We start from the raw sequence: 23,696 nt of genomic DNA, 5'->3' as shown, positions 1-23,696 counted from the left end.
TGCTATCCCTAATGCAGTTTATTGCTTAAAAGATTTTTTAAATTAATAATTCGTAAAACTAACATTTTCTCAGAGGTTTCTAATAGAAGCAAATTCAGAATGAATTAAATAAGCTCTATTTTAGAAAGCATTGTTTCTTATTTCTTTGTGATACACTGCAATGTTTTTTGGTATTTCGCCATTAAATAACTAGTTTATATCAAGACTATTATTAATTGCGGTTCGTATTAAGAACGTGTTATTAGAAATGAATTTTCCCAATCTTGCAAGATAATTTCTGAATTCAATTAAATAATCTTCATCAATAGCTTTCATTAAAATCATAATTTTAAATGCTCTTGCAATAACGTAAATGCAAAAAGTATATGGTTTTGCATATCTGTTTTTTCATTTTTGTTGTTGTTTAATTGTAATAGTTCATTCAGCATTTTTAGATTAAGACTTATCTCGCCATATTTATCTTTATTTATTTTTTATACATTCTGTAATGTCACCACTTACATATCGTATATTTTGTAATAAAAAAAAACTATTGAGTAAAAACGGTTTGTGATTTGTTTAATTTTTTTACTCAATAACAATTCGAAAGTTGCTCTTTTTTCTTCAATAGTTTCGATGTCTACAAGTTCAAAATACAATCTATTAGCAAGGTCCAGATCTATTTTTATAAGTCTAAAGATTAATTTATCTTTCTCGGCACTTGGTAGTTCTTGCAATGCTTTTTTGAATTCTTTAGAGAACATGCTTTTTTATTGTAGTAATCAAACATAATATTTCTTGATTAAAACGAAAACCCCAATTCAACTAAATGAATTGGGGTTTTCTATAAATAAACCTTTAGTAAACTTAAGATCTGATTACTCTTTTCTTTCCTCACGTGGAGGTCTTGGTAAAAGTGCTTTTCTTGACACTTTTTCTTTTCTAGTTTTTGGATCCATACCTAAGTATTTCACTTCAAAAATATCGCCCATGTTTACTACATCAGCAACATTTTCTGTACGTTCCCAAGCTAACTCAGATACGTGTAATAAAACTTCGTTTCCTGGAGCGGATGTATATTCTACAACTGCACCAAAATCTAGCATTTTAATTACTTTCACTTCGTAAGACTCATTCATTTGAGGTTTGAAAGTGATTGACTTAATTTTAGCTAATACTGCTTCAATTCCAGCAGGATCAGTACCTAAGATTTCAATAACTCCTTCTTCAGTAATAGGATCTTCATTAATAACAATTGTAGTTCCAGTAGCTTTTTGTAATTCTTGAATTACTTTTCCACCAGGTCCGATTAAGGCACCAATGAATGCATTAGGAATTCTTCTTGTAATGATTTTTGGAGCATACGCTTTAACATCTGCTTTTGGAGCTGCTAAAGTTTCGATTAATTTTCCAAGGATATGCAAACGACCATCTCTAGCTTGAGCCAGCGCCGCTTCCATAATCTCGTATTTCAAACCGTCAATTTTGATGTCCATCTGACAAGCTGTAATTCCTTCAGAAGTTCCAGTTACTTTAAAGTCCATGTCTCCTAAATGATCTTCATCACCTAAAATATCAGACAATACAGCATAACGATCTCCGTCGGTAATTAATCCCATTGCAATTCCAGAAACAGGACGAATCATTTGAATACCAGCATCCATTAATGATAATGTTCCAGCACAAACTGTCGCCATAGAAGAAGAACCATTCGATTCTAAAACTTCAGAAACCACACGAATAGTGTAAGGACAATCAGCAGGAATCATATTTTTTAAGGCTCTTTGCGCTAAATTTCCGTGACCAACTTCTCTTCTTGAAGTTCCTCTTAAAGGACGAGCTTCACCAGTTGAGAAAGGAGGGAAGTTATAGTGCAAGTAGAATTTTTCTTCCCCTTGTTCTGATGGAGAATCAATTTGGTTTGCTTCTCTAGAGGTTCCTAAAGTTGCTGTTGCCAATGCTTGCGTTTCTCCACGAGTAAATAATGCAGATCCGTGAACTGATGGTAAATAATCTACTTCACACCAAATATCTCTGATCTCAGTAGTTTTTCTTCCGTCTAAACGTGTTCCTAAATCTAAGGTTACGTTACGAACTGCTTCTTTGTTTGTTTTTTTGAAGTATTTAGAAACTAAATCTCCGTTTTCTGCTAATTCTTCTTCAGTAAATAAAGTTTTTACTTCTTCTTTTACTTCTTCAAATGCTGCAGTACGTTCTTGTTTAGATGAACCTTTGCTTGCAATAGCATAAATTTTATCATAAGATGCTGCTTTTACTTTCGCATAAATAGCTTCGTCTTCTCTTTCTCCTTCGTAGGTACGAACTTCTTTTTTTCCAAAAGCAGCTTGCAAACGCAATTGTGCAGCAATTTGGTTTTTGATGTGTTCGTGTGCAAATTTGATTGCTTCAAGCATTTCTGCTTCTGAAATTTCTTTCATTTCTCCTTCTACCATTGCGATAGAATCCATAGAAGCTCCAATCATCATATCAATATCTGATAATGCTAATTGAGCACGAGATGGGTTAATGATGAATTTTCCATCAATACGACCAACTCTAGCTTCAGAAATTAAAGTTTCGAAAGGAATGTCAGATAGAGCAAGTGCTGCCGAAGCTGCTAAACCTGCTAATGCATCTGGCATAATATCTTCGTCATAAGACATTAACTGAATCATAACTTGCACTTCTGCATGATAATCATCTGGGAAAAGTGGACGCAATACACGGTCAACTAAACGCATTGTTAATACTTCACTATCGCTTGGGCGTGCTTCTCTTTTGAAGAAACCTCCTGGAAAACGACCTGCTGCAGCAAATTTTTCGCGGTAATCTACCGTTAATGGTAAAAAGTCGATACCAGGACTTGCTTTTCTTGAGGAAACCACTGTACCTAAAATTACAGTTTTTCCAATTCTTACTACTACAGAACCGTCCGCTTGTTTTGCTAATCGACCTGTTTCGATTGTGATGTTTCTGCCATCACCTAAATCGATAGTTTCTACAAATAATTGTGGAATCATAAATTTAATTTTTTTAGTTAAACATGGGTTTTAGTTGTGTTGTAGTTGTTGTTTTGCGTAGTTAATGCCTAAAACCCAATGAAAAACCAAACTTTTTTTATTGTCGATTACTTTATGGTAGTAATCATTTTTTGGAGAAGTTTTAATTCTAATCCCTTTTGTGTCAGGACTGAAGTAGAATTTTTAAACTCTAAATTGTAAAATAAAAAAGAGGCACTTTCGCACCTCTTTTTTATTGATTATTTTCTGATATTCAATACTTTGATAATTTCACGGTATCTGTTGATTTCAGTCTTTTTCAAGTAATCCAACAAAGATCTTCTTTTACCTACTAACAATACTAATGAACGCTCTGTATTATAATCGTGACGATTTTTTTTCAAGTGCTCCGTTAAGTGGGTAATTCTATACGTGAACAAAGCTATTTGAGCTTCTGATTTTCCAGTGTTTGTTTTTTCTCCGTGTTTAGCGAAGATTTCTTCTTTAATCTCTTTAGTTAAATACATTCCAATATTTGTTTAATGATTTTTATGTATGTCATACAGCTATTGTAAGACGGTTGCAAAAGTAATATAAAATTTTGAATTGACAAATACAATTCATTTGTTTTCTGTGATAAACTATTTATTTGATGGTAATGTAATTGGAATGCGATATTGAACTCTTACTGGCAGTCCTCTAGAATATCCGGGCAACCATTTATTATAGGTTTGTATTGTTCGTATTGCTTCCTGATCTAATTTTTCGTTTATTCCTTTTATTATAGCGATGTTATTTACGGTAGCATTTTTTTCTATGGTAAATGTTAAGTGTATTTTTCCAGAGGTATTCTGCCATTCGGTTTCATTTGGTCTTACAAAGTTATAACGTACATAATCGTAAAAATGTTTTAATCCTTTTTCTGGTTTTGCTTTTTCAAATAATAACGTATAAGGTATTTCGATACCGTTAGAATCTGTAGTGATACCAGAAATTAATTTTCCTTTTGCATAATTTTCGATAAATTTTATAGTGTTGGATTTATTGTATCCTTCCCATTTCCCTTCTCTAAGTCCGTTTGCAATTATGCCATTAACAATGTAATGCTCATTTTCAAATGATTCGAATTTGCCATTGCCATCAAATATCACTTGTTGGTTTTCTTTATTCCATGCTTGTAACACTTTGTAGTTTACTGCGAATTCGTCTTCGTTCTCTAGATATTCAATTTCTGATTGAATATTTCCGGTGTCGTAATAATTGAAAGACTTACCAGTTGTTTTTTTATTTTTATAATTTGAAATAGATTCTTTTTTCCCGTTTTCAAAATAGGTAATATAAGTCCCGTCTATCTCTAAATAGTCTTTATTTTTACTGATTCCAGTGCTTTTTATGTTTCCAGATTTATAATATTCTGTAAATTCGTAACTTGTTCTGTCAGAAAAATAATTTTTAATAATTCTAGAGTATAAATGTTCCCCTTGTGATGTTTCAGTGTCTAATGAATCCAGAAAAATCATCCGACTAATAGGTTTGTTGGCCTGAGAATAGGAAAAAAACGTAACTAATATTGCAATAATTGTATATAATTTTATTTTCATTTAAGATAACGAATAAGTGTAATTTAGTTTAATAAAGCTTTGCAATTTCTAAATTTACAAATTCTAAAAAACGCTCGTCTTCCTCTGTAAAAGGATCAATTACATGGCTGTCAATATCAATTTGTCCTATGTTTTCTCCATTTACAAATAATGGAACCACGATTTCGGATTTTACGGTAAAACTACAAGCAATATAATTGTCTTGAGCAGCAACATCTGGAACTACAAAATTATTGTTAGATACTGCTACTTGTCCACAAATTCCTTTTCCGAACGGAATGACAGTGTGATCTGTTTCTGCTCCCACATACGGGCCCAAATGTAATGTTTGAGTTTCATGATTAGCAAAATAAAACCCTACCCAGTTGTAGTGGGAAATAGAATCGCTAAGTAGTTGACAAATTGTTAAAAGCTTTTCATCACGAGAAAGGCTAGTATTCAAAGTTATTTGAGTTACTTTTGGTTGTAGTTCTTGAAATGTCATCGTTTTGTTTTTATTTTGTAAAAGTATTTAAAGTAATTTCAAAAAATAAATTAATTTGTTTAAAAATATATAGATTTTGAAAAAATATTTTATTCAGTATAAACCTTTCTTAATTTTTTTGGCTAGTTTTTTTTTAACTTATTTCATTCTTACTTTTATTTATCAGCAATATTTAGGCAGTTTAGAAAAGAATAAAACGGATGCTGTTACAAAGTTTGTGAGTAAGAATACAGAACAGATTTTGCTATTTTTTGGTGAAGAAGTTTCGGTAGTAGAGAGCGATACAGGATCCTACATGAAATTATTTTTTCATAAGGAATATATTGCCCGCATCGTAGAGGGTTGTAATGCAATTAGTATTATAATTTTGTTTGTTTCATTTGTAGTAGCTTTTTCAAGCAAATTAACACCAACTCTTCTCTTTATTTTTTGCGGAAGTATAATTATTTATCTATTAAATGTTTTTAGAATAGCTGCATTAACTGTATTACTGTTTTATTTTCCAAAACAAGAAGTGATATTGCATGAAGTTCTTTTTCCATTATTTATTTATAGTGTTGTTTTTTTATTATGGTTAATCTGGGTGCGTAAATTTTCAAAATATGTTTCGTAAAATAGTAAGTAATAAACTTATCATATTGCAACTTCTTTTTCTGGTTCTTTTTTTGGTTCTAATTCGTGCCTTTGAAAATGAATTATTCTATGATCCTTTTTTAGATTTTTTCAAGAAAGACTTTGCTAATTTGTCTTTGCCAGCTGTTAAGTTCTTTCCTCTAATTACAGGGTTGTTTTTCAGATATTCACTAAACACTTTTTTTTCTCTTTGTATTATTTATGTAGTCTTTAAGGAAATTTCACTCCTGAAATTTGCCGCTGCTTTGTATTGTTTTCTCTTCCTTCTTTTTATTTGTATCTTTATTTATATAGTGTTTTTTGCTGTTGGAAATTATAATTGGATACTCTTTTATATCCGAAGGTTCTTAATTCAGCCTCTTTTTTTATTGCTATTTGTTGCAGGATTTTATTATCAAAAACAAAGATAGAGCAGCTTTTAATGCGTATCTTTATTTAATATTATTGAGTTGGTATTAAAATTATTAAAGCATGAAGATAGTAAAACATTCGGGTCTTATCGTCGAGTTTAATCCTGTTAAACTGAAAAGTTCATTACTAAAGTCTGGAGCAAGTTTAGCAGTTGTAGATGGAATTATGAAGCGAATTCAAAACGAAATTTACGAAGGTATTTCAACAAAAAAGATTTACAAAATGGCATTTGCATTGTTAAAAAAAACAGCTAATTCTCATGCAGCTCGTTATAATCTTAGAGAAGCTATTCGTTTATTGGGTCCTGCTGGCTTTTTCTTCGAAAAATATACTGCTCGTCTATTTGCATCAGAAGGATATAACGTAATTACTAATTTAACTTTATCAGGTAAGTGTGTTTCTCATGAAGTAGATGTGCTTATTAAGAAAAATGAAGTTATAGCAATGGTAGAGTGTAAATTTCATATGGGTAGAGAAGCAGCTTCAGATGTAAAAGTTCCTATGTATATTTTATCACGATTTAATGATTTAAAGGAAAGAAAACATCCTGTTTTTACACAAGAAGATGTAATTTCAAAATGTTGGATTGTTACCAATAATCGCTTTACTAAGGACGCAATGGATTTTGCGAAATGTTCAGGAATCAATTTGTTGAGTTGGGATTATCCTTCAAAAGATAATTTAAAGACCAAAAATGATGATAATGCACTGTATCCAATTACTTGTTTGACAACATTGACTCTTGCTGAAAAAGACAAACTATTGGTAATGGATGTGATTTTAGTTAAAGAAATAGTAAACAACACTACTGCTTTAGAAAAAATAGGAATCAGTTCCAATCGTATAAAAAATGTTTTAAAAGAAGCTGCTGAGCTGTGCGAATGTAATTAAAGAATAGAGGTTTTAATTAATTTTAAAAAAGCAATAAAGATGAAAGTTAAATTTATAGGAGGAGCGGGAACTGTAACTGGTTCTAAAACATTAGTTGAAAGTAATGGAGTGCGTATTTTGATTGATTGCGGATTGTTTCAGGGAATTAAACCGCTAAGAGAAATGAATTGGGATCCATTGCCAGTTTTGCCTTCTACGATAGACTATGTACTCTTGACTCATGGTCATTTAGATCATTGTGGCTGGTTGCCAAGATTAGTAAGCCAAGGTTTTAATGGGAAAATTTATTGTACTGGTCCAACTAAAGAAATTACAAAATTAATTCTGCTTGACAGTGCTAAAATTCAAGAAGAAGAAGCTAATAAAGCCAATCAAGGAAAGTATTCTAAACACGAAATTGCTGAGCCTCTTTATACAGTAGAACAAGCGGAAAAAGTTTTTCCTCTTTTCAGTGTGGTTTCCATTGGTGAAGCTGTTTCTTTAAATGATTCAATTCAAGCTGTTTTTACTACTGCAGGACATATTTTAGGAGCCTGCACAATTGCCATAACCTTAGAAGATAAAACTTTGGTTTTCTCTGGCGATATTGGAAGAAATGATGATGTTTTAATGTTTCCGCCGACTAAACCTAAAAAGGCTGATTATGTTTTTTTAGAAAGCACTTATGGCAATAGGTTGCATCCACATTTAGATATTAAATCAGAGCTCGAAAAGTATGTGAATCATACAATTAATAGTGGTGGAACGGTTATTATTCCGAGTTTTGCCGTAGAACGAGCTCAAACTATTATGTATTTGTTATGGCAATTAAAACAAGAGAAAAGAATTCCTAATGTGCCCTATATTATTGATACACCAATGGGAATTAATGCCTTAAATATATTTCGAGAAAACCCAAAATGGCATAAATTATCGGTTGAGGAATGTGATAAAGTGAGTAAAATGTTTCTATTAGTTTCTGAACACAAGGAAACAAACGAGATAATTTTGGATAGTCGCCCAAAAGTAGTTATTGCTGCTAGCGGAATGATTACTGGAGGTCGAGTTTTGAGTTATTTAGAGCATTATATTGTGCAGCCAGAAACAACTATAATTATGGTTGGTTATCAAGCTGAAGGAACTCGTGGCCGAAAAATGTTAGATGGAGCAAAAGAAATTAAGTTTTTTGGAAAATACTATCCTGTAAATGCAAAAATTGTAGAAATAGGAGGTCTTTCAGCTCATGGTGATCAAAATGATTTAGTGAATTGGTTATCGGATCTACAAAATAAACCTACTAAAGTATTTTTAGTTCACGGAGAAAATCAGCCAGCGGATGAACTACGTATTAAAATTCAAGAAAAATATGGTTTTAATTGTAAAATTCCATTAATTGGTCAGGAATTCGAATTATAAGTTTTAACACTATTTTGATTTTAATGCTGTGTTTATTGTCTAATTTTGCAACATGAATTTAAAAAGATGCACTAGTATAATTTTAGCATTTCTACTATTGGTTTCCAATGTAGGGATGGCTTTTAATGTGCATTACTGTGGAGACGAAATTGCCTCTATTTCGGTAAATAGAATTGCTCCTCAAAAAATTGAAAAAGGGTGTTGCGAAAAAACAGTAACTAAAAAAGACAGTTGTTGTAAAGATAAAGTAGTCAACTTTCAAAAAAAATCAGATAACACAATTCTTAAAGTGTTTTCTTTTTCTGCTCCTTATTATTTTGTTATTAAGCAAGTACAAACCATTTCTTTTTTTTCGATTGAAAATCTTAAAAGTATTGAAGTCACTTCTTATTTTTGCGAGGCAAATGCGCCACCACTCTTTAAATTGTACAGCCAATATATTTTTTACGCTTGATTTTAATGTTTTTTATAAAGTCAGATCACTTTTTTGTGGTTTGATTCTACTTTTTATAAACATTAAATAAATTTATAATGAATAAAAAAGCAATACTTCTGATTGCTGTTTTTCTTTCGATTCCTATGTTTTCTCAAGAGAATTTGAAAGAAGTAAAAATAACAAAAAAGCAAAAAGGAATTCAAAAATCTTATACGGTTACAGGAAACACCACTATAATTACCAGCAAAGAATTACTTAAAGCAGCTTGTTGTAACCTGGCAGAAAGTTTTGAAACAAATCCATCAATTGATGTCAATTTTACAGATGCTTTGACAGGAACAAAACAAATCAAAATGCTTGGACTAACTAGTCCGTATTTGATGATAACCGAAGAAAATGTCCCTTCTGTTCGAGGTGCTTCTCAAGCCTATGGTTTGTCATTTACACCAGGGACTTGGGTAGAGAGTATTCAAATCACTAAAGGAGCAGGAAGCGTAGTGAATGGTTACGAGAGTATTTCGGGCCAAATAAATACGGAGTTAATTAAGCCGATTAATGATATTCCATTTTTCTTAAATGCTTACGGTTCTACCGATTCTCGTTTTGAATTAAATACCCATTTTAACACTAAACTCTCCGATAAATGGAGTAGTAGCTTGTTTTTGCATGGCAATGCAAGAGTTTCTAAAATGGATAAAAACAAAGATGGCTTTTTGGATAATCCGTTGGCAAAACAAATTAATGTTCTCAACAGATATCAGTATTATGATGAAGAAAAAGGTTTAGTTAGTTTTATCAATTTCAGATACATGAATGATAAAAAACAAACAGGACAATTAGATTTTAATCCCAATAAAGACAAAGGGACAACTAATTTTTGGGGTTCAGAAATTAATACAGAACGTTTGGATATTTCTACAAAAACAGGTTATGTTTTTAAAGACATGCCTTATCAAAGTATTGGTTTTCAAAATGCATTTAATATCCATGATCAAAATTCTTATTTTGGTTTAAACCAATATAATATTAAACAAAGCAGCTATTATTCGAACTTGATTTTTAACTCGATTATCAGCAATACGATGAATAAATTTGCTACAGGTTTGAATTTTACTTACGACAAATACCAAGAATTTGTAAATATCAATGACTACAGTAGAGCAGATACTTCTATAGGTGCTTTTTTTGAATATACTTATGACAATGCAGATAATTTTAGTTTGATTTTAGGTAGTAGAATCGACAATCACAACCGTCTCGGAACTTTCGTAACACCACGATTACACGCGAGGTATAATCCTTGGGATAAGGCAGTTTTGCGATTTTCAGCAGGAAGAGGAAAACGCTCTGCTGATATTTTTGCAGAAAATCAACAGTTATTTGCGAGTTCTAGAACTTTTGATATTTTAGATTCAAATGGAAAAATTTATGGATTAAATCCAGAAATTGCGTGGAATTATGGAATAAGTTTTGCTCAAAAGTTCTCGCTCTTTGGCAAAAGTGCCGATGTTGGTTTTGATTTTTATAGAACTGATTTTCAAAATCAAGCGGTTGTCGATTTGATGCAAAGTCCACAACAAGTTTTGATTTATAACTTGAAAGGAAAATCCATTGCCAATACAATGCAGTTCGAATTTAATTATGAATTGGCGCAACATTTCAATTTGCGATCTGCTTATAAATTTTATGATGTAAACACAGATTATCTTTCTGGAAAGTACCAAAATCCTTTACAAGCAAAACACAGGTTTTTTGGTAATTTAGAATATGCAACACACATTGGTGAGAAAGGGAAACAATGGAAATTTGATTACACTTTCAATTGGATTGGTCAGCAACAATTACCTAATACGATGTCAAATCCAGTAAATGATAGATTGCCGGAATTTTCAAAATCTTATTCTGTGATGAATGCTCAAATTACTAGAACTTTTTCTTCTACTTTCGAAATGTATGTTGGAGGAGAAAATATTGCAAATTACAAACAAGATAAAGCAATTCTGGGAAGTGAGAATCCTTTTGGTCCCAATTTTGATGCGTCAATTGTTTATGCACCTGTTTTTGGACAAATGTATTATGCAGGATTGCGATTTAAAATAAAATAATTAGTTTAAAATAAAATAAAATAGAAAAAATGAAAAATTTAAGTATAGTTCTTTTATTTTTTTTAGTTGGGTTTGTAACTCAAGCACAAGAAAAAAAGAATAAAAATGCAAAATATGTTACAGAGGTAAATGGGAATTGCGAACAATGTCAAAAGCGCATTCAAAAAGCGGCATATACGGTGCCTGGAGTAAAATCGGCTTCATGGGATGTTGCAACACATCAACTTAATTTGATAATTAACGAAGAAAAAACAACTCCGTTAGCTGTAAAAAAAGCAATTGCAAAAGTAGGACACGATACAGATGACGTAAAGGCTACAGCCGAAGATTATGAAAGCCTACATCATTGCTGCTTATATGAAAGAAATTAGTTTTAAATTACATGGGGATTAGCATTTGATTTTTCTTTAATTTAATTAAGTTAATTAAACTTTAAAGTGGAGTTTTAAATTGTTGATGATATAAATTATTATTACTTTCACGAACTTATACACGTTAACAAAAAAAGACATTTATGAATAATTTTGACTGGACTCAATTGATCAACCCAGAGTTTTATATTACATTGAGTATTGGTGGAGTTCAAATAGGCTTGTACATTGTTTTATTCATAGTTTTTGCTGAAACAGGACTTTTTGCAGGTTTTTTTCTTCCAGGAGATAGTTTACTTTTTCTAGCTGGAATTTATAGCGGCGAGTTAATGGCCAATGTTATTCATATTCCTAATGATTTTATGAATGTCCTTTTGCTTTCACTTTCAGTCACAGCAATGGGTATTTTAGGAAATATGGTTGGATATTGGTTTGGTGCTAAAAGCGGCTATTACTTATTTAAGAAAGAAGATACTTTTTGGTTTAAGAAAAAATACCTACTTCAATCAAAGGATTTCTTTGAAAAATATGGTGGTAAAGCTATTATTTTCGCCCGTTTTTTACCAATATTTAGAACGTTTGCTCCTATTATAGCAGGAATTGTATCGATGGATAAAAAGAAGTTTATATTCTTTAATATATTAAGTTCATTCTTATGGTCTTTTATCTTAATTTTTGCAGGTCATTATCTTTACGGTATTTTCTTAAAGCAAGGCATTGATTTAAAACACCACATCGAATATATTATTATTATCATTGTCTTGATTTCTACTTTTCCAGTATTGATCAAGTTATTAAAGAAAAGACCAGCTGATAAAGAATAGCCTATATAAAAAATCCGAAAATTTAATTTTCGGATTTTTTTTTGTCTCTATTAAAAATATAGTTTGTCATTGCCATAATTTATAATTATTGCTATTAAATAAAAAATCCGTTTACTTTTGGTAAACGGATTTTTATTTTTTTTGGATAGATATTACATCATTCCTGGCATACCACCACCCATTGGGTTTCCGCCACCATTTTCTTCTTTAATATCGATCAAAGCACATTCAGTAGTCAATATCATTCCCGCAACCGAAGCTGCATTTTCTAAGGCTACACGAGTTACTTTTTTAGGATCAATAATCCCTGCTTTCAGCATATCAACATATTCGTCAGTTTTGGCATTGTATCCAAAGTCGCCAGTTCCTTCAGCAACTTTTGCAACCACAACAGAACCTTCAAGACCTGCATTTTCAACGATAGTTCTCAAAGGAGATTGTACGGCACGAGATACGATTTGGATTCCTGTAGCTTCGTCAGCATTATCAGCTTTCAAAGTACTTAATACATTTTTAGCTCTCAAAAGTGCTACACCACCACCAGCAACGATTCCTTCTTCAACTGCAGCACGAGTTGCGTGAAGTGCATCATCAACTCTATCTTTTTTCTCTTTCATTTCTACTTCAGAAGCAGCACCAACATAAAGAACAGCAACTCCACCAGCTAATTTAGCTAAACGTTCTTGCAATTTTTCTTTGTCATAATCAGAAGTTGTAGCTTCCATTTGACCTTTAATTTGGTTCACACGATTTTTGATCATGTCAGCTTCACCAGCACCACTTACAATTGTAGTATTGTCTTTATCGATAGTTACTTTCTTAGCAGTTCCTAACATCTCTAAAGTTGTATTTTCTAACGTATATCCTCTTTCTTCAGAGATAACAGTTCCTCCTGTTAAGATAGCGATATCTTCTAGCATTGCTTTTCTTCTGTCTCCAAAACCAGGTGCTTTTACAGCAGCGATTTTCAAGGCTCCACGTAATTTATTTACAACTAATGTAGATAATGCTTCACCATCAACATCTTCAGCAATAATTAATAGTGGTTTTCCAGATTGAGCAACTGGCTCAAGTACTGGTAATAATTCTTTTAGTGAAGATACTTTTTTGTCATACAAAAGGATGTAAGGACTTTCTAGTTCTACTTCCATCTTTTCTGAATTAGTAACAAAATAAGGAGAAAGATATCCTCTGTCAAATTGCATTCCTTCGACAACATCCACGTAAGTGTCAGTTCCTTTAGCTTCTTCCACCGTGATAACACCTTCTTTTCCTACTTTTGCGAAAGCAGTAGCGATTAATTCACCAATTACTTCGTCATTATTAGCAGAAATAGAAGCAATTTGTTTGATTTTCTCAGAATCACTTCCTACCACTTTAGCTTGTTTCGCTAAGTCAGCAACAATAGCTTCAACAGCTTTGTCAATACCGCGTTTCAAGTCCATAGGATTCGCTCCAGCTGCAACGTTTTTCAAACCTTCTTTTACGATTGCTTGCGCCAAAACGGTAGCAGTTGTAGTTCCGTCTCCAGCTAAATCATTAGTTTTAGACGCTACTTCTTTAACCATTTGAGCACCCATATTTTCCAATGGATCTTTCAATTCAATTTCTTTTGCAACAGTAACACCATCTTTCGTAACATTTGGTCCACCAAAAGATTTTCCAATAATTACATTACGACCTTTTGGTCCAAGAGTTACTTTAACTGCATTTGCTAATGCGTCAACACCACGTTTTAATCCGTCACGTGCTTCAATATCAAATTTTATATCTTTTGCCATTTCTGTTATGTTAAATTTTGTTTCAAGTTTAAGGTTTCAAGTTTCTAAAAACTCAAGAATTCCCCCTTCGGGGGTTAGGGGGATTTAGATAATCGCAAGGATATCATCCTCACGCATAATCAAATAATCTTTTCCTTCTAATTTTAATTCAGTTCCAGCGTATTTTCCGTAAAGTACAGAATCTCCGATTTTCACAGTCATTGTATGTTCTTTTGTACCATTTCCAACGGCAACAACAGTTCCTTTTTGTGGTTTTTCTTTGGCTGTATCTGGAATAAAAATCCCTGACGCAGTTTTTGTTTCAGCCGCAACTGGTTCGATAAGAACTCTGTCTGAAAGTGGTTTGATGTTTAAAGCCATGATTTTATATTTTATTTTATTGTTTTTATGAATGCTTATAGGATTTCAGAAATTATGCCATCCTGTATAAACTGACACATTTTCTTATAAAAAATGCCAGCTTTGACAAGCTGGCATTTTAAAAATAGGTAAAGTATTTTTATTTTGCTGGATTAGGTACAGCAGGTGTATTTTGAACAGGAGCTACAGGAGCTGTACTTGTTTTAGTATCAATGATTTTAGAATCGTTATCGCTCAATGATCCAGTAAAACTTAAGGTAGAAAGAAGTATTAGCGCAATTAAAATTGTTGCTAATGTCCAAGTACTTTTATCTAAAAAGTCCGTTGTTTTTTGTACTCCTCCCATCATTTGAGAACCGCCTAAAGTAGAAGATAATCCACCACCTTTAGGGTTTTGAACCATTATAACTACGATTAATAGAAAACAAACTATAGTTATTAAAACTAAAAAAATTGAAAATGTGCTCATTGTTTAATTATTGTTATGTTGTAAAATCTTAATATCCGATATGCGGTCTGCAAAGAAACTACTTTTTTCTGGATATTTCAAAATTAATATTTCATATGCTTGAATCGCTTTTTGATATTTTTTTTGTTCTAAGTAAACTCTAGCTAAAGTCTCTGTCATCAAATAAGAATTGTCCTGAGAATTTACATTGAGATTGATAGAAGAAGGCACTCCGTGTTTTACAGGTGAGATTTTAGGACTGGTTTCTATAAATTTATCAATCAGTTCTGTTTTTTTTCTTTTATCTGCATCTTCTAAAATTATAGGTTCCGCTATAGTCTCTTCAGATTCCCTTTTTATAGGTTGCGAGCGAGAAAGTTGTAACCATTCTTGGAAAGAATGTTGTTCTTTTTTGGAGAAATCTAGAGGTTGACCAATAGCTAATTTTTCTTCAATTGTTTCTGTAGGTTCAATAGTAGCAACAGATAGGACATCTTGTGTAGTAGTTAAAATCGATTCTTCTATTGTATTAGATTTTAAATCGACTTCTTCTTGTTTTTGTTCTACTTTTAAAAATTTTATATCTTGATTCGGAACATCAAAGGTTTCAATTACTTTTATCACATTTGATGTTTTATCAATCGAACTAAAAGTATCGGATGTGATAAAATCAAATAAGACAGCTCTGTCTGTTGAATGTGACGCTGTTCTTTTTAAAGCAGCATTATATTTAAAACTATTTTGACTGTATAAACCTTTCAGATAAACCGCTCTAGCACTTTGGAAATAAGGAAACTCATCTATTACCTTTTCCAAAGCCTCTGTTTGCTTTTCATTGATTGCATCAGGTTTGTTGATCAAATAAATAAATTCAGTTACATTCATGCAAGATAATAATTTGAGTGTTGTTTTTTTGTTTAATTGAAATCTAAAACCAATGATTTACTACCATTTGGCTAAGGATTCATTAAAAATATCCTGTGTAATTCTTTCAAAAATATCTTTTAAAGCGGAGTTTAATGTTGATCCTGCTAATTGTTGTTCTGCAGGATAATCATAGAAAAAAGTAAACTGTTTTTCAAAATCATCAGTTTCTTTCTTCTTGTTAGTAAAACGAACATTTACTCTAATAGTCAAACGGTTTTGCGCTGCTCTTTGATCAGCTGTTGCGGTCATTGGACTAATTCTATAATCCGTTATTTCTCCTTCATAGGATAAATCAGCGCCGTTTTTAACTAAGTTTAGATTAGTCTGGTTCTGGATTAAATCTTGAAGTTCTAATGTAAATCTTCTGTCAATTCCAGGTTCTATAAGTTCCGCATTGTTTTGAAAAAAGCCTACTTGAAATGTTTTTGCATCAATTTTCCCTGTTCCTGTAAAGTTATATACTGAACAACTGTTGGTAGCGAAAAGAATAATTAGTGCCGCTAATAAATATATTTTTTTCATATTAGTTTAATAAAAGTAAGTGATTTAATTTACTTCTTAATAGTATTTTTTTTAGTTTTAACTACAAGTCGAATTGCTTTATTTTTCGATATAAAGTTCTTTCGGAAATCCCCAATTCATCTGCTGCCGCTTTTCTCTTTCCTTTGTTTTTTTCAAGGGATTTTTTAATCATTTCAATTTCCTTTTGCTCCAATCGTAACGTTTCTTCTTCCTCTATGGTTTCAGCAAAAAGATAATTGTCATCGTTTTCTTGATACAAATCATCATTGTTTTGCGATGTGATTAATGCAGATCTTGGTTCTTCTTCAAAATCAATCTCACTATCATTATCTTTTGAGCCGTATATTTTTTTAATCAAATGTTGATTGGTTTCTTGCACTTTAGAACTTCCGTTTTGAATGAGTTCCAATGTTAATTTTTTCAAATCATTCAAATCACTTTTCATGTCAAAAAGGACTTTATATAAAATCTCTCTTTCTGTACTAAAATCGTTTTCGCTCTTTTTGTCCTTAATTACAGACGGCAAATTGCTTCCTTGTTCTGGTAAATAAGATTGCAATGTAGTTACAGATATATCTCTGTTGGTTTCTAAAACGGAGATTTGTTCCGCAACATTTCGCAATTGTCTAATATTACCACTCCAGCGGAATTTTTGTAATACTGGTATTGCGTTTTCATCCAATTTTAAAGGAGGCATTTTATATTTATGTGCAAAATCGGCAACAAATTTTCTAAACAATAGATGAATGTCGTCTTTTCGCTCCCTTAATGGTGGTAAAACAATATCTACGGTACTTAATCGATAATATAAATCCTCACGAAACTTCCCTTTTTCTATAGCGTCGAATAAGTTGACATTCGTAGCTGCTACAATACGGACATTTGTTTTTTGAACTTGAGAAGATCCTACTTTGATGAATTCTCCGTTTTCTAGAACACGTAATAGTCTTACTTGAGTAGTAAGTGGTAATTCACCTACTTCATCTAAGAAAATAGTTCCTCCATCAGCTACTTCAAAATAACCTTCACGGGTATTTGTAGCGCCAGTAAAAGCACCTTTTTCATGTCCAAAAAGTTCACTGTCAATAGTTCCTTCCGGAATCGCACCACAGTTTACAGCGATATATTTTCCGTGCTTTCTGTGTGAAAGAGAATGTATGATTCTTGGAATGTTTTCTTTACCTACACCACTTTCTCCTGCAACTAATACCGTAATATCTGTTGGAGCAACCTGAATGGCTTTTTCTATCGCACGATTAAGCTTTGGGTCATTCCCAATAATCTCAAATCTTTGTTTTATGTTTTGAACTGTTTCCATAAATTTTAGCCACGAATTTCACTAATTAGCACTAATTATTAAAACTTAAATTATTTTCACAAATTTTAAATTATAGTACTAATCTTTTTTGTTGTAATGATTTTAAACTGAAATTAGCAATAATACCAAGTCCACTTTTAGTTATTGACATATAGTTTAGAGTTTGCGCAATGTTATCATCAACTATTATTTTTATTGCTTTTACTTCTAGTATTATAGTATCGTAAACTACAAAGTCTGCATAAAACCTTTTTGATAGTTGATGTTCTTTGTAGTCTATAATAAATTCTTTCTCTCTTTCGTACGGGATGTCATGGCTTTTAAATTCTATTTCTAAAGCTTCTTTATAAACAGCTTCTAAAAGGCCGCCACCTAAAACACGATGTACTTCCATGCAAAGTCCTATAATTTTATAATACTCTTCTTGTTTGTACAACTGCATATTAGATTATTTATTAAAGATTTACACTAATGCCCAGAAAAAAATGTAATCATGAAATGTTTTATTTACATCATTTTTTATTAAAAAATTAATTCGTGAGAATTCGTGGAATTCGTGGCGACTTTTTTTAAATTAAATTTGCGGCAAAAAATCTAATTCATCTCAGAATATCCAATCGCTTCACCTTTTAAAGTGCCACTTGTGCAACTTGTAATTTTTACATGTACAAAATCTCCTATTTTATAATTCTCTTTTGGGAAAACCACGGTAATACTTTGTGAATTTCTTCCAGAAAACTCCTCAGTAGATTTTTTTGAAACTTTCTCTACCAAAACTTCCACCGTATTTCCAATAAATTCTTCAGAACGAAACCAAGCATGTTTTTGTTGCATGTCAACAATTTCTTGTAATCTTCTTGCTTTTGTTAGTTCGGGTACATCATCTTCTAGTTTTCTTTCTGCCAAGGTTCCAGGACGTTCCGAATAGCTGTACATATAGCCAAAGTTATACTTTACATATTCCATTAAACTTAATGTGTCTTGATGGTCTTCCTCTGTCTCCGTTGGAAATCCTGAAATCATATCTTGCGAAATGGCACAATCCGGAATAATAGAACGGATTTTGTCAATTAAATTCATGTATTCTTCTCTGCTGTGCAAACGATTCATTTCCTTTAATATTCGATTGCTGCCTGATTGTACTGGTAAATGAATGTGTTTACAAATATTTGAATGTTTAGCAATAACATGCAAAATGCTTTCATGCATATCCTGTGGATTTGAAGTCGAAAAACGAATGCGCATTTTTGGAAAACCAACCGCTACCATTTCTAATAATTGATCAAAATCTACCGCAGTTGCTTTTTGCATTTCGGAAGCATTAGAAAAATCTTTTTTCAGTCCACCGCCATACCATAAATAACTATCTACGTTTTGACCTAAAAGCGTTATTTCCTTAAAACCTTTATTCCACAAGTCCTGAATTTCATTCATAATACTTTGTGGCTCTCGGCTGCGTTCTCTTCCACGAGTAAACGGTACTACACAAAAAGTACACATATTGTCACAACCTCTGGTTATCGAAACTAAAGCAGTAATTCCGTTGCTCATCAATCGAACAGGTGAAATATCACCGTAGGTTTCGTCCTTTGAAAGAATTACATTAATAGCATCTCTTCCGTTTTCAACCTCATTAAGTAAATTGGGTAAATCCTTGTAAGCGTCTGGCCCTACAACAAGATCAACGATTTTTTCCTCCTCCAGGAACTTACTTTTCAAACGCTCCGCCATACAGCCCAAAACTCCAACCTTCATTTTTGGATTGATGCGTTTTACCGCATTGTATTTCTCCAGACGTTTTCTAATTGTTTGCTCAGCTTTATCCCGAATAGAACAAGTATTTACTAATACTAAATCGGCCTCTTCCAGAGTTTGAGTAGTGTTATATCCATTGCTAGATAATATAGATGCTACAATTTCACTATCCGAAAAATTCATTGCGCATCCGTAACTTTCTATAAAAAGTTTCTTTGTATTCTCGGGTTTATGTTCTAGAACAAGACTTTCGCCTTGTTTGCTTTCTTCAATAATCTTTTCCATCAGCTAATTTAAAGTGCAAAGATAAGTGAATTCAAATAAATATGACAAGATGTCAGACTAAGAATTAACAATGTTTTAGTTTTTTATGTTTTGTATAAGGTTTTTGTTCAGAATGAATAATAATTTTTAACTGTAATAATAAGTTATGATTTTTAAGTCATTCACTATTATTTTTTTGAATTTTAAAAAGAGTGCAAAAGATGCAATCTTTTTTCTAAATCCTATTTTGTAAATAATAACTTGCTTTATTTTTTTAAATAGTATTATTGAACTTTGTTCTTTGTAGTGTCTTACAAAGGGAATTTTGACTTTTAAATTTTAAAAAACTTTAAATTTAAAAAAAACTTCTACTTTTGCCGACACAAACAATCGGGATATGGCAAAGAATTTAGTAATAGTAGAGTCACCAGCAAAGGCAAAAACAATCGAGAAATTTTTAGGAAGTGATTTTCAAGTAGAGTCTAGTTATGGACATATAGCAGACTTACCTTCTAAGGAAATTGGGGTAGATGTAGAAAATGGTTTTAAACCTAAATATGAAGTTTCTGCTGATAAAAAGGCTTTGGTTACTAAATTGAAAGGATTAGCTAAAAAAGCCGATATGGTTTGGTTAGCAAGTGATGAGGATCGCGAGGGTGAGGCTATTTCTTGGCATTTAGCCGAAGAATTAAAATTAGATAAATCAAAAACAAAACGAATTGTATTTCACGAAATTACAAAAAATGCTATTTTAAAAGCAATTGATAATCCACGTGAAATAGATTATAATTTAGTAAACGCACAACAAGCAAGACGTGTACTTGACCGATTGGTTGGTTACGAATTGTCTCCAGTTTTATGGAGAAAAATTAAAGGCGGACTTTCTGCCGGACGTGTACAATCTGTTTCTGTTCGCTTGATTGTGGAACGCGAAAGAGAAATTCAGAATTTTAATGCCGTAGCAACTTATTCTGTTGTAGCTGAATTTACTAATGAAAGTGGTAAATCATTTAAAGCAAAACTGCCTAAAAATTTTAATACTAAAAAAGAAGCGGAAGATTTTTTAAGTAAAAATATTGGCTCTACATATAAGGTATCGGATTTAGAAACAAAACCAACCAAAAAATCTCCAACAGGACCTTTTACCACTTCTACTTTACAACAAGAAGCAGCGCGTAAATTGTATCTTCCAGTTGGAATCACCATGCAGTTGGCACAACGTTTATACGAAGCGGGACTTATTACTTATATGAGAACGGACAGTGTAAACCTTTCTAAAGATGCCATGGAGGCGGCTCAAGCTGAGATTATTAAATCGTATGGTAAGGAATTCTCTAAGCCAAGAACTTTTGTTAATAAAAGTAAAGGAGCTCAGGAAGCGCACGAGGCGATTCGTCCTACTGATATGTCGCGTCATACGGTAAACATCGATCGCGATCAAGCCCGTTTATACGATTTGATTTGGAAAAGAACTTTAGCTTCGCAAATGAGTGATGCGCAACTAGAACGCACCAATGTAAAAATTGAAGCTAATAATCACGGTGAAGTTTTTACAGCTTCTGGTGAAGTATTACTTTTTGAAGGTTTCTTAAAAGTTTACTTAGAAGGAAATGACGATGATGATGAAGAGCAAGAAGGTATGTTGCCTGCAATGAAAGTCAACGAAAAATTACAAAATAACTACATTACAGCGACGGAACGTTATTCTCGTGCTGCTGCAAGATATACTGAGGCTTCTTTGGTTAAAAAGTTAGAGGAATTAGGGATAGGTCGTCCTTCTACTTATGCACCAACAATTTCTACCATTATCAACAGAAATTATGTAGAGAAAGGAAATCTTGATGGTCAAGAACGTAATTATACCCAATTGACTCTACAATCTGGAAAAGTAGGAGAGAAGTTGCTGAAAGAGAATACAGGTTCGGATAAAGGAAAATTAGTTCCTACAGATATTGGAACAATTGTTACTGATTTCTTAGTAAAGAATTTTGGAAATATATTAGATTATAATTTCACTGCTAAAGTGGAACAAGATTTTGATGAAATTGCCGAAGGAAATATTGAATGGGCAAAAATGATGCAGGAATTCTACGATCAATTTCACCCTAATGTAAAAGATGTTGAGGCTAATGCTGAAAGAGAAAGTGGTGAGAGAATTCTGGGAACAGATCCAAAAACAGGAAAACCAGTTTCGGTACGTTTAGGTAAATTTGGTCCAATGGCTCAAATTGGAGCTGCGGATGATGAAGAGAAAAAGTTTGCTAGTTTGATGAATGATCAAAACATTGGTAATATAACTTTAGAAGAAACCTTAAATTTATTTTTGCTGCCTAAAAATCTAGGGAATTATAAAGACGAAGAAGTTGAGGTGAGTAATGGTCGTTTTGGACCTTATATTCGTCACGGAGCCGCTTTCGTTTCTTTGCCGAAAGGTGAAAATCCTTTAGATGTAGATTTTGAAAGAGCTAAAGAATTAATTGACGAAAAAGCACTTGCAGATGCGCCAATAGCTGTTTATAAAGGGCTGGGTGTTCAAAAAGGAGTGGGGCGTTTTGGAGCTTTTATTAAGTGGGACGGTTTATTTATTAATGTAAGTAAAAAATACGACTTTGATAATTTATCACAATCTGATATCGAAGCCTTAATTGAAGATAAGTTACAAAAAAATATTGACAAGGTTTTGCACAATTGGGAAGACGAAGGTATTTTAGTAGAAAAAGCGCGTTGGGGTCGTTCGGTTATTACTAAAGGCAAAATCAAAATTGAATTGAGTAAGGATGTTGATGCTACAAAATTGACACTTGAGGAAGTTCAAGAAATGATTGCCAAGAAAACTCCCGCTAAGAAAGTAGCTGCAAAAAAAGCTCCAGTAAAGAAAGCCGTTGCTAAAAAACCAGCAGTAAAAAAGGCAGTTGCAAAAAAGAAATAGTAAAATCAAACAACATAATATCTCTTCTCCCTCTCCTTTAGAGAGGCTGGTTAGAGGATAAAAAAAGAATAGAATGGAATTTGATTTTTTAAAACCTATAGACAGTGAAGTTTTAGATCATATTGGTACATTAACTTCGCAGCAATTAGGGAGTAAAATTGTACTTCATACGGAGGAACAATTCCCTGATCTGGATCAAATTAAAATTGCTATAATTGGCGTTTTTGACAATAGAGGTGATGCAAAGGCAATTTCTGATATTGATTTAATTCCAGTGAGAATGGAATTGTATAGTCTGTTTCCTGGGAATTGGAATACTTCAATTGCTGATTTAGGAGATATTCTGCCTGGAAATTCTATTGACGATACCTACTTTGCGGTAAAAAAAGTAGTAGCAAGTTTAATCAAGAAAAAAATAATTCCAATTGTAATTGGGGGCTCTCAAGATTTAACATATGCTCTTTATAGGGCTTATGATGATTTAGAGCAAATGGTTAACTTAGTTGCTATTGATAGTAAGTTTGATTTTGGAAAAGAAGAGGAAGACATGTCTGCATCTTCTTATCTAACAAAAATAATTATTGATGAACCTAATAATTTATTTAATTATTGTAATTTAGGATTTCAAACTTATTTTAATTCACAAGAAGAAATAGATTTAATAGAGAAATTATATTTTGATGCCTATAGATTAGGAGAGGTTTGTAATAACATTGTGATTTCGGAGCCTGTTTTTAGAGATGCGGATTTGGTGAGTATTGATTTAAATTCAATTAAGTCTTCAGATTCAGGTAATTTTGCTTCATTTCAGCCAAACGGATTTAATGGTAAAGAAATTTGTTCGCTTTCTAGGTATGCAGGGATAAGTGATAAAGTATCTTCTTTTGGGATATTCAATCATAATAATTCAGCACAAGAAGCTGTAATTATTGCTCAAATAGTTTGGTATTTTATAGAAGGATTTCACTATCGTTCAAATGAATATCCTTTTGGAAGTAAAAATAATTACTTAAAATATATTGTTCCTTTAGAAGAAGAAGAGTTGATTTTTTACAAAAGTGACAAAACAGATCGATGGTGGATAGAAATTCCATTTGTATCAAATGTTAATAATAAATTAAAAAGAAATACGTTGTTACCCTGCTCTTTTGACGAATATTTACTGGCTTGCAACCAAGAGCTACCCGAAAGATGGTGGAAAGCACAACGTAAAAACATACTGTAACCCCCTTTTTTACTGGATATTTAGCTTTAAAAAAAAAA

At 32.2% G+C, this 23,696-nt stretch carries 23 protein-coding genes; 10 read left to right on the top strand and 13 right to left on the bottom strand.

The window, feature by feature from the left end:
• Positions 1 to 497 precede the first annotated feature (497 nt).
• From J3S90_RS02300 to J3S90_RS02280, 5 genes are all read right to left on the bottom strand, one after another.
• Positions 498 to 743 (bottom strand): hypothetical protein, encoded by a 246-nt coding sequence (locus J3S90_RS02300; protein WP_210644470.1) that lies wholly within the window; start codon positions 741 to 743, stop codon positions 498 to 500.
• A gap of 114 nt (positions 744 to 857) precedes the next feature.
• A complete protein-coding gene (locus J3S90_RS02295; RefSeq protein ID WP_188048755.1) occupies positions 858 to 2,999 on the bottom strand; it encodes a polyribonucleotide nucleotidyltransferase in 2,142 nt (713 codons plus the stop codon).
• 239 nt (positions 3,000 to 3,238) lie between these two features.
• Entirely contained in the window at positions 3,239 to 3,505 is a 267-nt protein-coding gene (gene rpsO, locus J3S90_RS02290; RefSeq protein ID WP_188048754.1) for a 30S ribosomal protein S15, read from the bottom strand.
• Positions 3,506 to 3,619: 114 nt separating this feature from the next.
• Positions 3,620 to 4,579, bottom strand: a complete 960-nt coding sequence (locus J3S90_RS02285) for an energy transducer TonB (RefSeq protein ID WP_210644468.1) — start codon at positions 4,577 to 4,579, stop codon at positions 3,620 to 3,622.
• 28 nt (positions 4,580 to 4,607) lie between these two features.
• Positions 4,608 to 5,063, bottom strand: coding sequence for a GAF domain-containing protein (locus J3S90_RS02280; RefSeq protein WP_210644466.1), 456 nt, complete (start codon positions 5,061 to 5,063; stop codon positions 4,608 to 4,610).
• A 76-nt stretch (positions 5,064 to 5,139) separates the two neighbouring features.
• Here J3S90_RS02280 and xrtF point away from each other — a divergent pair, with 76 nt between their 5' ends.
• From xrtF to J3S90_RS02240, 8 genes are all read left to right on the top strand, one after another.
• Positions 5,140 to 5,676 (top strand): exosortase family protein XrtF, encoded by a 537-nt coding sequence (gene xrtF / locus J3S90_RS02275; protein ID WP_188048751.1) that lies wholly within the window; start codon positions 5,140 to 5,142, stop codon positions 5,674 to 5,676.
• Positions 5,666 to 6,106 (top strand): exosortase F system-associated membrane protein, encoded by a 441-nt coding sequence (locus J3S90_RS02270; RefSeq protein WP_210644464.1) that lies wholly within the window; start codon positions 5,666 to 5,668, stop codon positions 6,104 to 6,106. Before xrtF ends, J3S90_RS02270 begins: the two co-directional genes overlap by 11 nt.
• A gap of 61 nt (positions 6,107 to 6,167) precedes the next feature.
• Positions 6,168 to 6,998 carry a restriction endonuclease gene (locus J3S90_RS02265; RefSeq protein ID WP_210644461.1) on the top strand — a complete coding sequence of 277 codons (831 nt, stop codon included), beginning with the start codon at positions 6,168 to 6,170 and terminating at the stop codon, positions 6,996 to 6,998.
• A 39-nt stretch (positions 6,999 to 7,037) separates the two neighbouring features.
• A complete protein-coding gene (locus J3S90_RS02260) occupies positions 7,038 to 8,393 on the top strand; it encodes an MBL fold metallo-hydrolase (RefSeq protein WP_210644459.1) in 1,356 nt (451 codons plus the stop codon).
• Between the two features lie 52 nt (positions 8,394 to 8,445).
• Positions 8,446 to 8,847 (top strand): HYC_CC_PP family protein, encoded by a 402-nt coding sequence (locus J3S90_RS02255; protein ID WP_188048747.1) that lies wholly within the window; start codon positions 8,446 to 8,448, stop codon positions 8,845 to 8,847.
• A 77-nt stretch (positions 8,848 to 8,924) separates the two neighbouring features.
• Positions 8,925 to 10,934 (top strand): TonB-dependent receptor plug domain-containing protein, encoded by a 2,010-nt coding sequence (locus J3S90_RS02250; protein ID WP_210644457.1) that lies wholly within the window; start codon positions 8,925 to 8,927, stop codon positions 10,932 to 10,934.
• Between the two features lie 29 nt (positions 10,935 to 10,963).
• Complete coding sequence (locus tag J3S90_RS02245) at positions 10,964 to 11,305, top strand: heavy-metal-associated domain-containing protein (RefSeq protein ID WP_210644455.1); 342 nt, start codon at positions 10,964 to 10,966, stop codon at positions 11,303 to 11,305.
• Between the two features lie 143 nt (positions 11,306 to 11,448).
• Positions 11,449 to 12,129, top strand: coding sequence for a DedA family protein (locus J3S90_RS02240; protein ID WP_210644453.1), 681 nt, complete (start codon positions 11,449 to 11,451; stop codon positions 12,127 to 12,129).
• Positions 12,130 to 12,281: 152 nt separating this feature from the next.
• On the opposite strand, the gene groL is transcribed toward J3S90_RS02240, so the two are convergent.
• The 8 genes from groL to miaB form a co-directional block, all read right to left on the bottom strand.
• The gene (groL, locus tag J3S90_RS02235) at positions 12,282 to 13,910 is read right to left on the bottom strand and encodes a chaperonin GroEL (protein WP_210644451.1); all 1,629 of its coding nucleotides are present in this window, start codon (positions 13,908 to 13,910) and stop codon (positions 12,282 to 12,284) included.
• Between the two features lie 84 nt (positions 13,911 to 13,994).
• On the bottom strand, positions 13,995 to 14,270 hold the full coding sequence (locus J3S90_RS02230) for a co-chaperone GroES (protein WP_007137725.1): 276 nt from the start codon (positions 14,268 to 14,270) through the stop codon (positions 13,995 to 13,997).
• Positions 14,271 to 14,409: 139 nt separating this feature from the next.
• Complete coding sequence (gene secG, locus J3S90_RS02225; RefSeq protein ID WP_188048741.1) at positions 14,410 to 14,739, bottom strand: preprotein translocase subunit SecG; 330 nt, start codon at positions 14,737 to 14,739, stop codon at positions 14,410 to 14,412.
• Positions 14,740 to 14,742: 3 nt separating this feature from the next.
• Positions 14,743 to 15,603, bottom strand: coding sequence for a tetratricopeptide repeat protein (locus J3S90_RS02220; protein WP_210644449.1), 861 nt, complete (start codon positions 15,601 to 15,603; stop codon positions 14,743 to 14,745).
• A gap of 60 nt (positions 15,604 to 15,663) precedes the next feature.
• On the bottom strand, positions 15,664 to 16,167 hold the full coding sequence (locus J3S90_RS02215) for an LptE family protein (protein WP_188048739.1): 504 nt from the start codon (positions 16,165 to 16,167) through the stop codon (positions 15,664 to 15,666).
• Positions 16,168 to 16,228: 61 nt separating this feature from the next.
• The gene (locus J3S90_RS02210; protein ID WP_188048738.1) at positions 16,229 to 17,485 is read right to left on the bottom strand and encodes a sigma-54 interaction domain-containing protein; all 1,257 of its coding nucleotides are present in this window, start codon (positions 17,483 to 17,485) and stop codon (positions 16,229 to 16,231) included.
• 70 nt (positions 17,486 to 17,555) lie between these two features.
• The gene (locus J3S90_RS02205) at positions 17,556 to 17,927 is read right to left on the bottom strand and encodes a GxxExxY protein (protein WP_210644447.1); all 372 of its coding nucleotides are present in this window, start codon (positions 17,925 to 17,927) and stop codon (positions 17,556 to 17,558) included.
• Positions 17,928 to 18,079: 152 nt separating this feature from the next.
• On the bottom strand, positions 18,080 to 19,525 hold the full coding sequence (gene miaB / locus J3S90_RS02200; RefSeq protein WP_210644444.1) for a tRNA (N6-isopentenyl adenosine(37)-C2)-methylthiotransferase MiaB: 1,446 nt from the start codon (positions 19,523 to 19,525) through the stop codon (positions 18,080 to 18,082).
• A 376-nt stretch (positions 19,526 to 19,901) separates the two neighbouring features.
• Between miaB and topA the strand changes: the two genes are divergently transcribed.
• Positions 19,902 to 22,433, top strand: a complete 2,532-nt coding sequence (topA, locus tag J3S90_RS02195) for a type I DNA topoisomerase (RefSeq protein WP_210644442.1) — start codon at positions 19,902 to 19,904, stop codon at positions 22,431 to 22,433.
• Between the two features lie 73 nt (positions 22,434 to 22,506).
• The gene (locus tag J3S90_RS02190; RefSeq protein ID WP_210644440.1) at positions 22,507 to 23,658 is read left to right on the top strand and encodes a formimidoylglutamase; all 1,152 of its coding nucleotides are present in this window, start codon (positions 22,507 to 22,509) and stop codon (positions 23,656 to 23,658) included.
• Positions 23,659 to 23,696: the final 38 nt, after the last annotated feature.

The organism is Flavobacterium flabelliforme, assembly GCF_017948675.1.
GTDB classification, from domain to species: Bacteria; Bacteroidota; Bacteroidia; order Flavobacteriales; family Flavobacteriaceae; genus Flavobacterium; species Flavobacterium pygoscelis.
This window is presented reverse-complemented; position numbering and strand designations above follow the sequence as displayed.

What these genes read in the sequence shown, in the direction of transcription:
- J3S90_RS02230 (WP_007137725.1), bottom strand. Translation starts at nt 14,270, where the DNA reads ATGGCTTTAAACATCAAACCACTTTCAGACAGAGTTCTTATCGAACCA.
- rpsO (WP_188048754.1), bottom strand. Translation starts at nt 3,505, where the DNA reads ATGTATTTAACTAAAGAGATTAAAGAAGAAATCTTCGCTAAACACGGA.
- J3S90_RS02300 (WP_210644470.1), bottom strand. Translation starts at nt 743, where the DNA reads ATGTTCTCTAAAGAATTCAAAAAAGCATTGCAAGAACTACCAAGTGCC.
- J3S90_RS02295 (WP_188048755.1), bottom strand. Translation starts at nt 2,999, where the DNA reads ATGATTCCACAATTATTTGTAGAAACTATCGATTTAGGTGATGGCAGA.
- J3S90_RS02255 (WP_188048747.1), top strand. Translation starts at nt 8,446, where the DNA reads ATGAATTTAAAAAGATGCACTAGTATAATTTTAGCATTTCTACTATTG.
- J3S90_RS02260 (WP_210644459.1), top strand. Translation starts at nt 7,038, where the DNA reads ATGAAAGTTAAATTTATAGGAGGAGCGGGAACTGTAACTGGTTCTAAA.
- miaB (WP_210644444.1), bottom strand. Translation starts at nt 19,525, where the DNA reads ATGGAAAAGATTATTGAAGAAAGCAAACAAGGCGAAAGTCTTGTTCTA.
- J3S90_RS02245 (WP_210644455.1), top strand. Translation starts at nt 10,964, where the DNA reads ATGAAAAATTTAAGTATAGTTCTTTTATTTTTTTTAGTTGGGTTTGTA.
- J3S90_RS02220 (WP_210644449.1), bottom strand. Translation starts at nt 15,603, where the DNA reads ATGAATGTAACTGAATTTATTTATTTGATCAACAAACCTGATGCAATC.
- J3S90_RS02250 (WP_210644457.1), top strand. Translation starts at nt 8,925, where the DNA reads ATGAATAAAAAAGCAATACTTCTGATTGCTGTTTTTCTTTCGATTCCT.
- J3S90_RS02285 (WP_210644468.1), bottom strand. Translation starts at nt 4,579, where the DNA reads ATGAAAATAAAATTATATACAATTATTGCAATATTAGTTACGTTTTTT.
- J3S90_RS02280 (WP_210644466.1), bottom strand. Translation starts at nt 5,063, where the DNA reads ATGACATTTCAAGAACTACAACCAAAAGTAACTCAAATAACTTTGAAT.
- J3S90_RS02215 (WP_188048739.1), bottom strand. Translation starts at nt 16,167, where the DNA reads ATGAAAAAAATATATTTATTAGCGGCACTAATTATTCTTTTCGCTACC.
- J3S90_RS02270 (WP_210644464.1), top strand. Translation starts at nt 5,666, where the DNA reads ATGTTTCGTAAAATAGTAAGTAATAAACTTATCATATTGCAACTTCTT.
- J3S90_RS02265 (WP_210644461.1), top strand. Translation starts at nt 6,168, where the DNA reads ATGAAGATAGTAAAACATTCGGGTCTTATCGTCGAGTTTAATCCTGTT.
- J3S90_RS02210 (WP_188048738.1), bottom strand. Translation starts at nt 17,485, where the DNA reads ATGGAAACAGTTCAAAACATAAAACAAAGATTTGAGATTATTGGGAAT.
- J3S90_RS02240 (WP_210644453.1), top strand. Translation starts at nt 11,449, where the DNA reads ATGAATAATTTTGACTGGACTCAATTGATCAACCCAGAGTTTTATATT.
- topA (WP_210644442.1), top strand. Translation starts at nt 19,902, where the DNA reads ATGGCAAAGAATTTAGTAATAGTAGAGTCACCAGCAAAGGCAAAAACA.
- groL (WP_210644451.1), bottom strand. Translation starts at nt 13,910, where the DNA reads ATGGCAAAAGATATAAAATTTGATATTGAAGCACGTGACGGATTAAAA.
- secG (WP_188048741.1), bottom strand. Translation starts at nt 14,739, where the DNA reads ATGAGCACATTTTCAATTTTTTTAGTTTTAATAACTATAGTTTGTTTT.
- J3S90_RS02190 (WP_210644440.1), top strand. Translation starts at nt 22,507, where the DNA reads ATGGAATTTGATTTTTTAAAACCTATAGACAGTGAAGTTTTAGATCAT.
- J3S90_RS02205 (WP_210644447.1), bottom strand. Translation starts at nt 17,927, where the DNA reads ATGCAGTTGTACAAACAAGAAGAGTATTATAAAATTATAGGACTTTGC.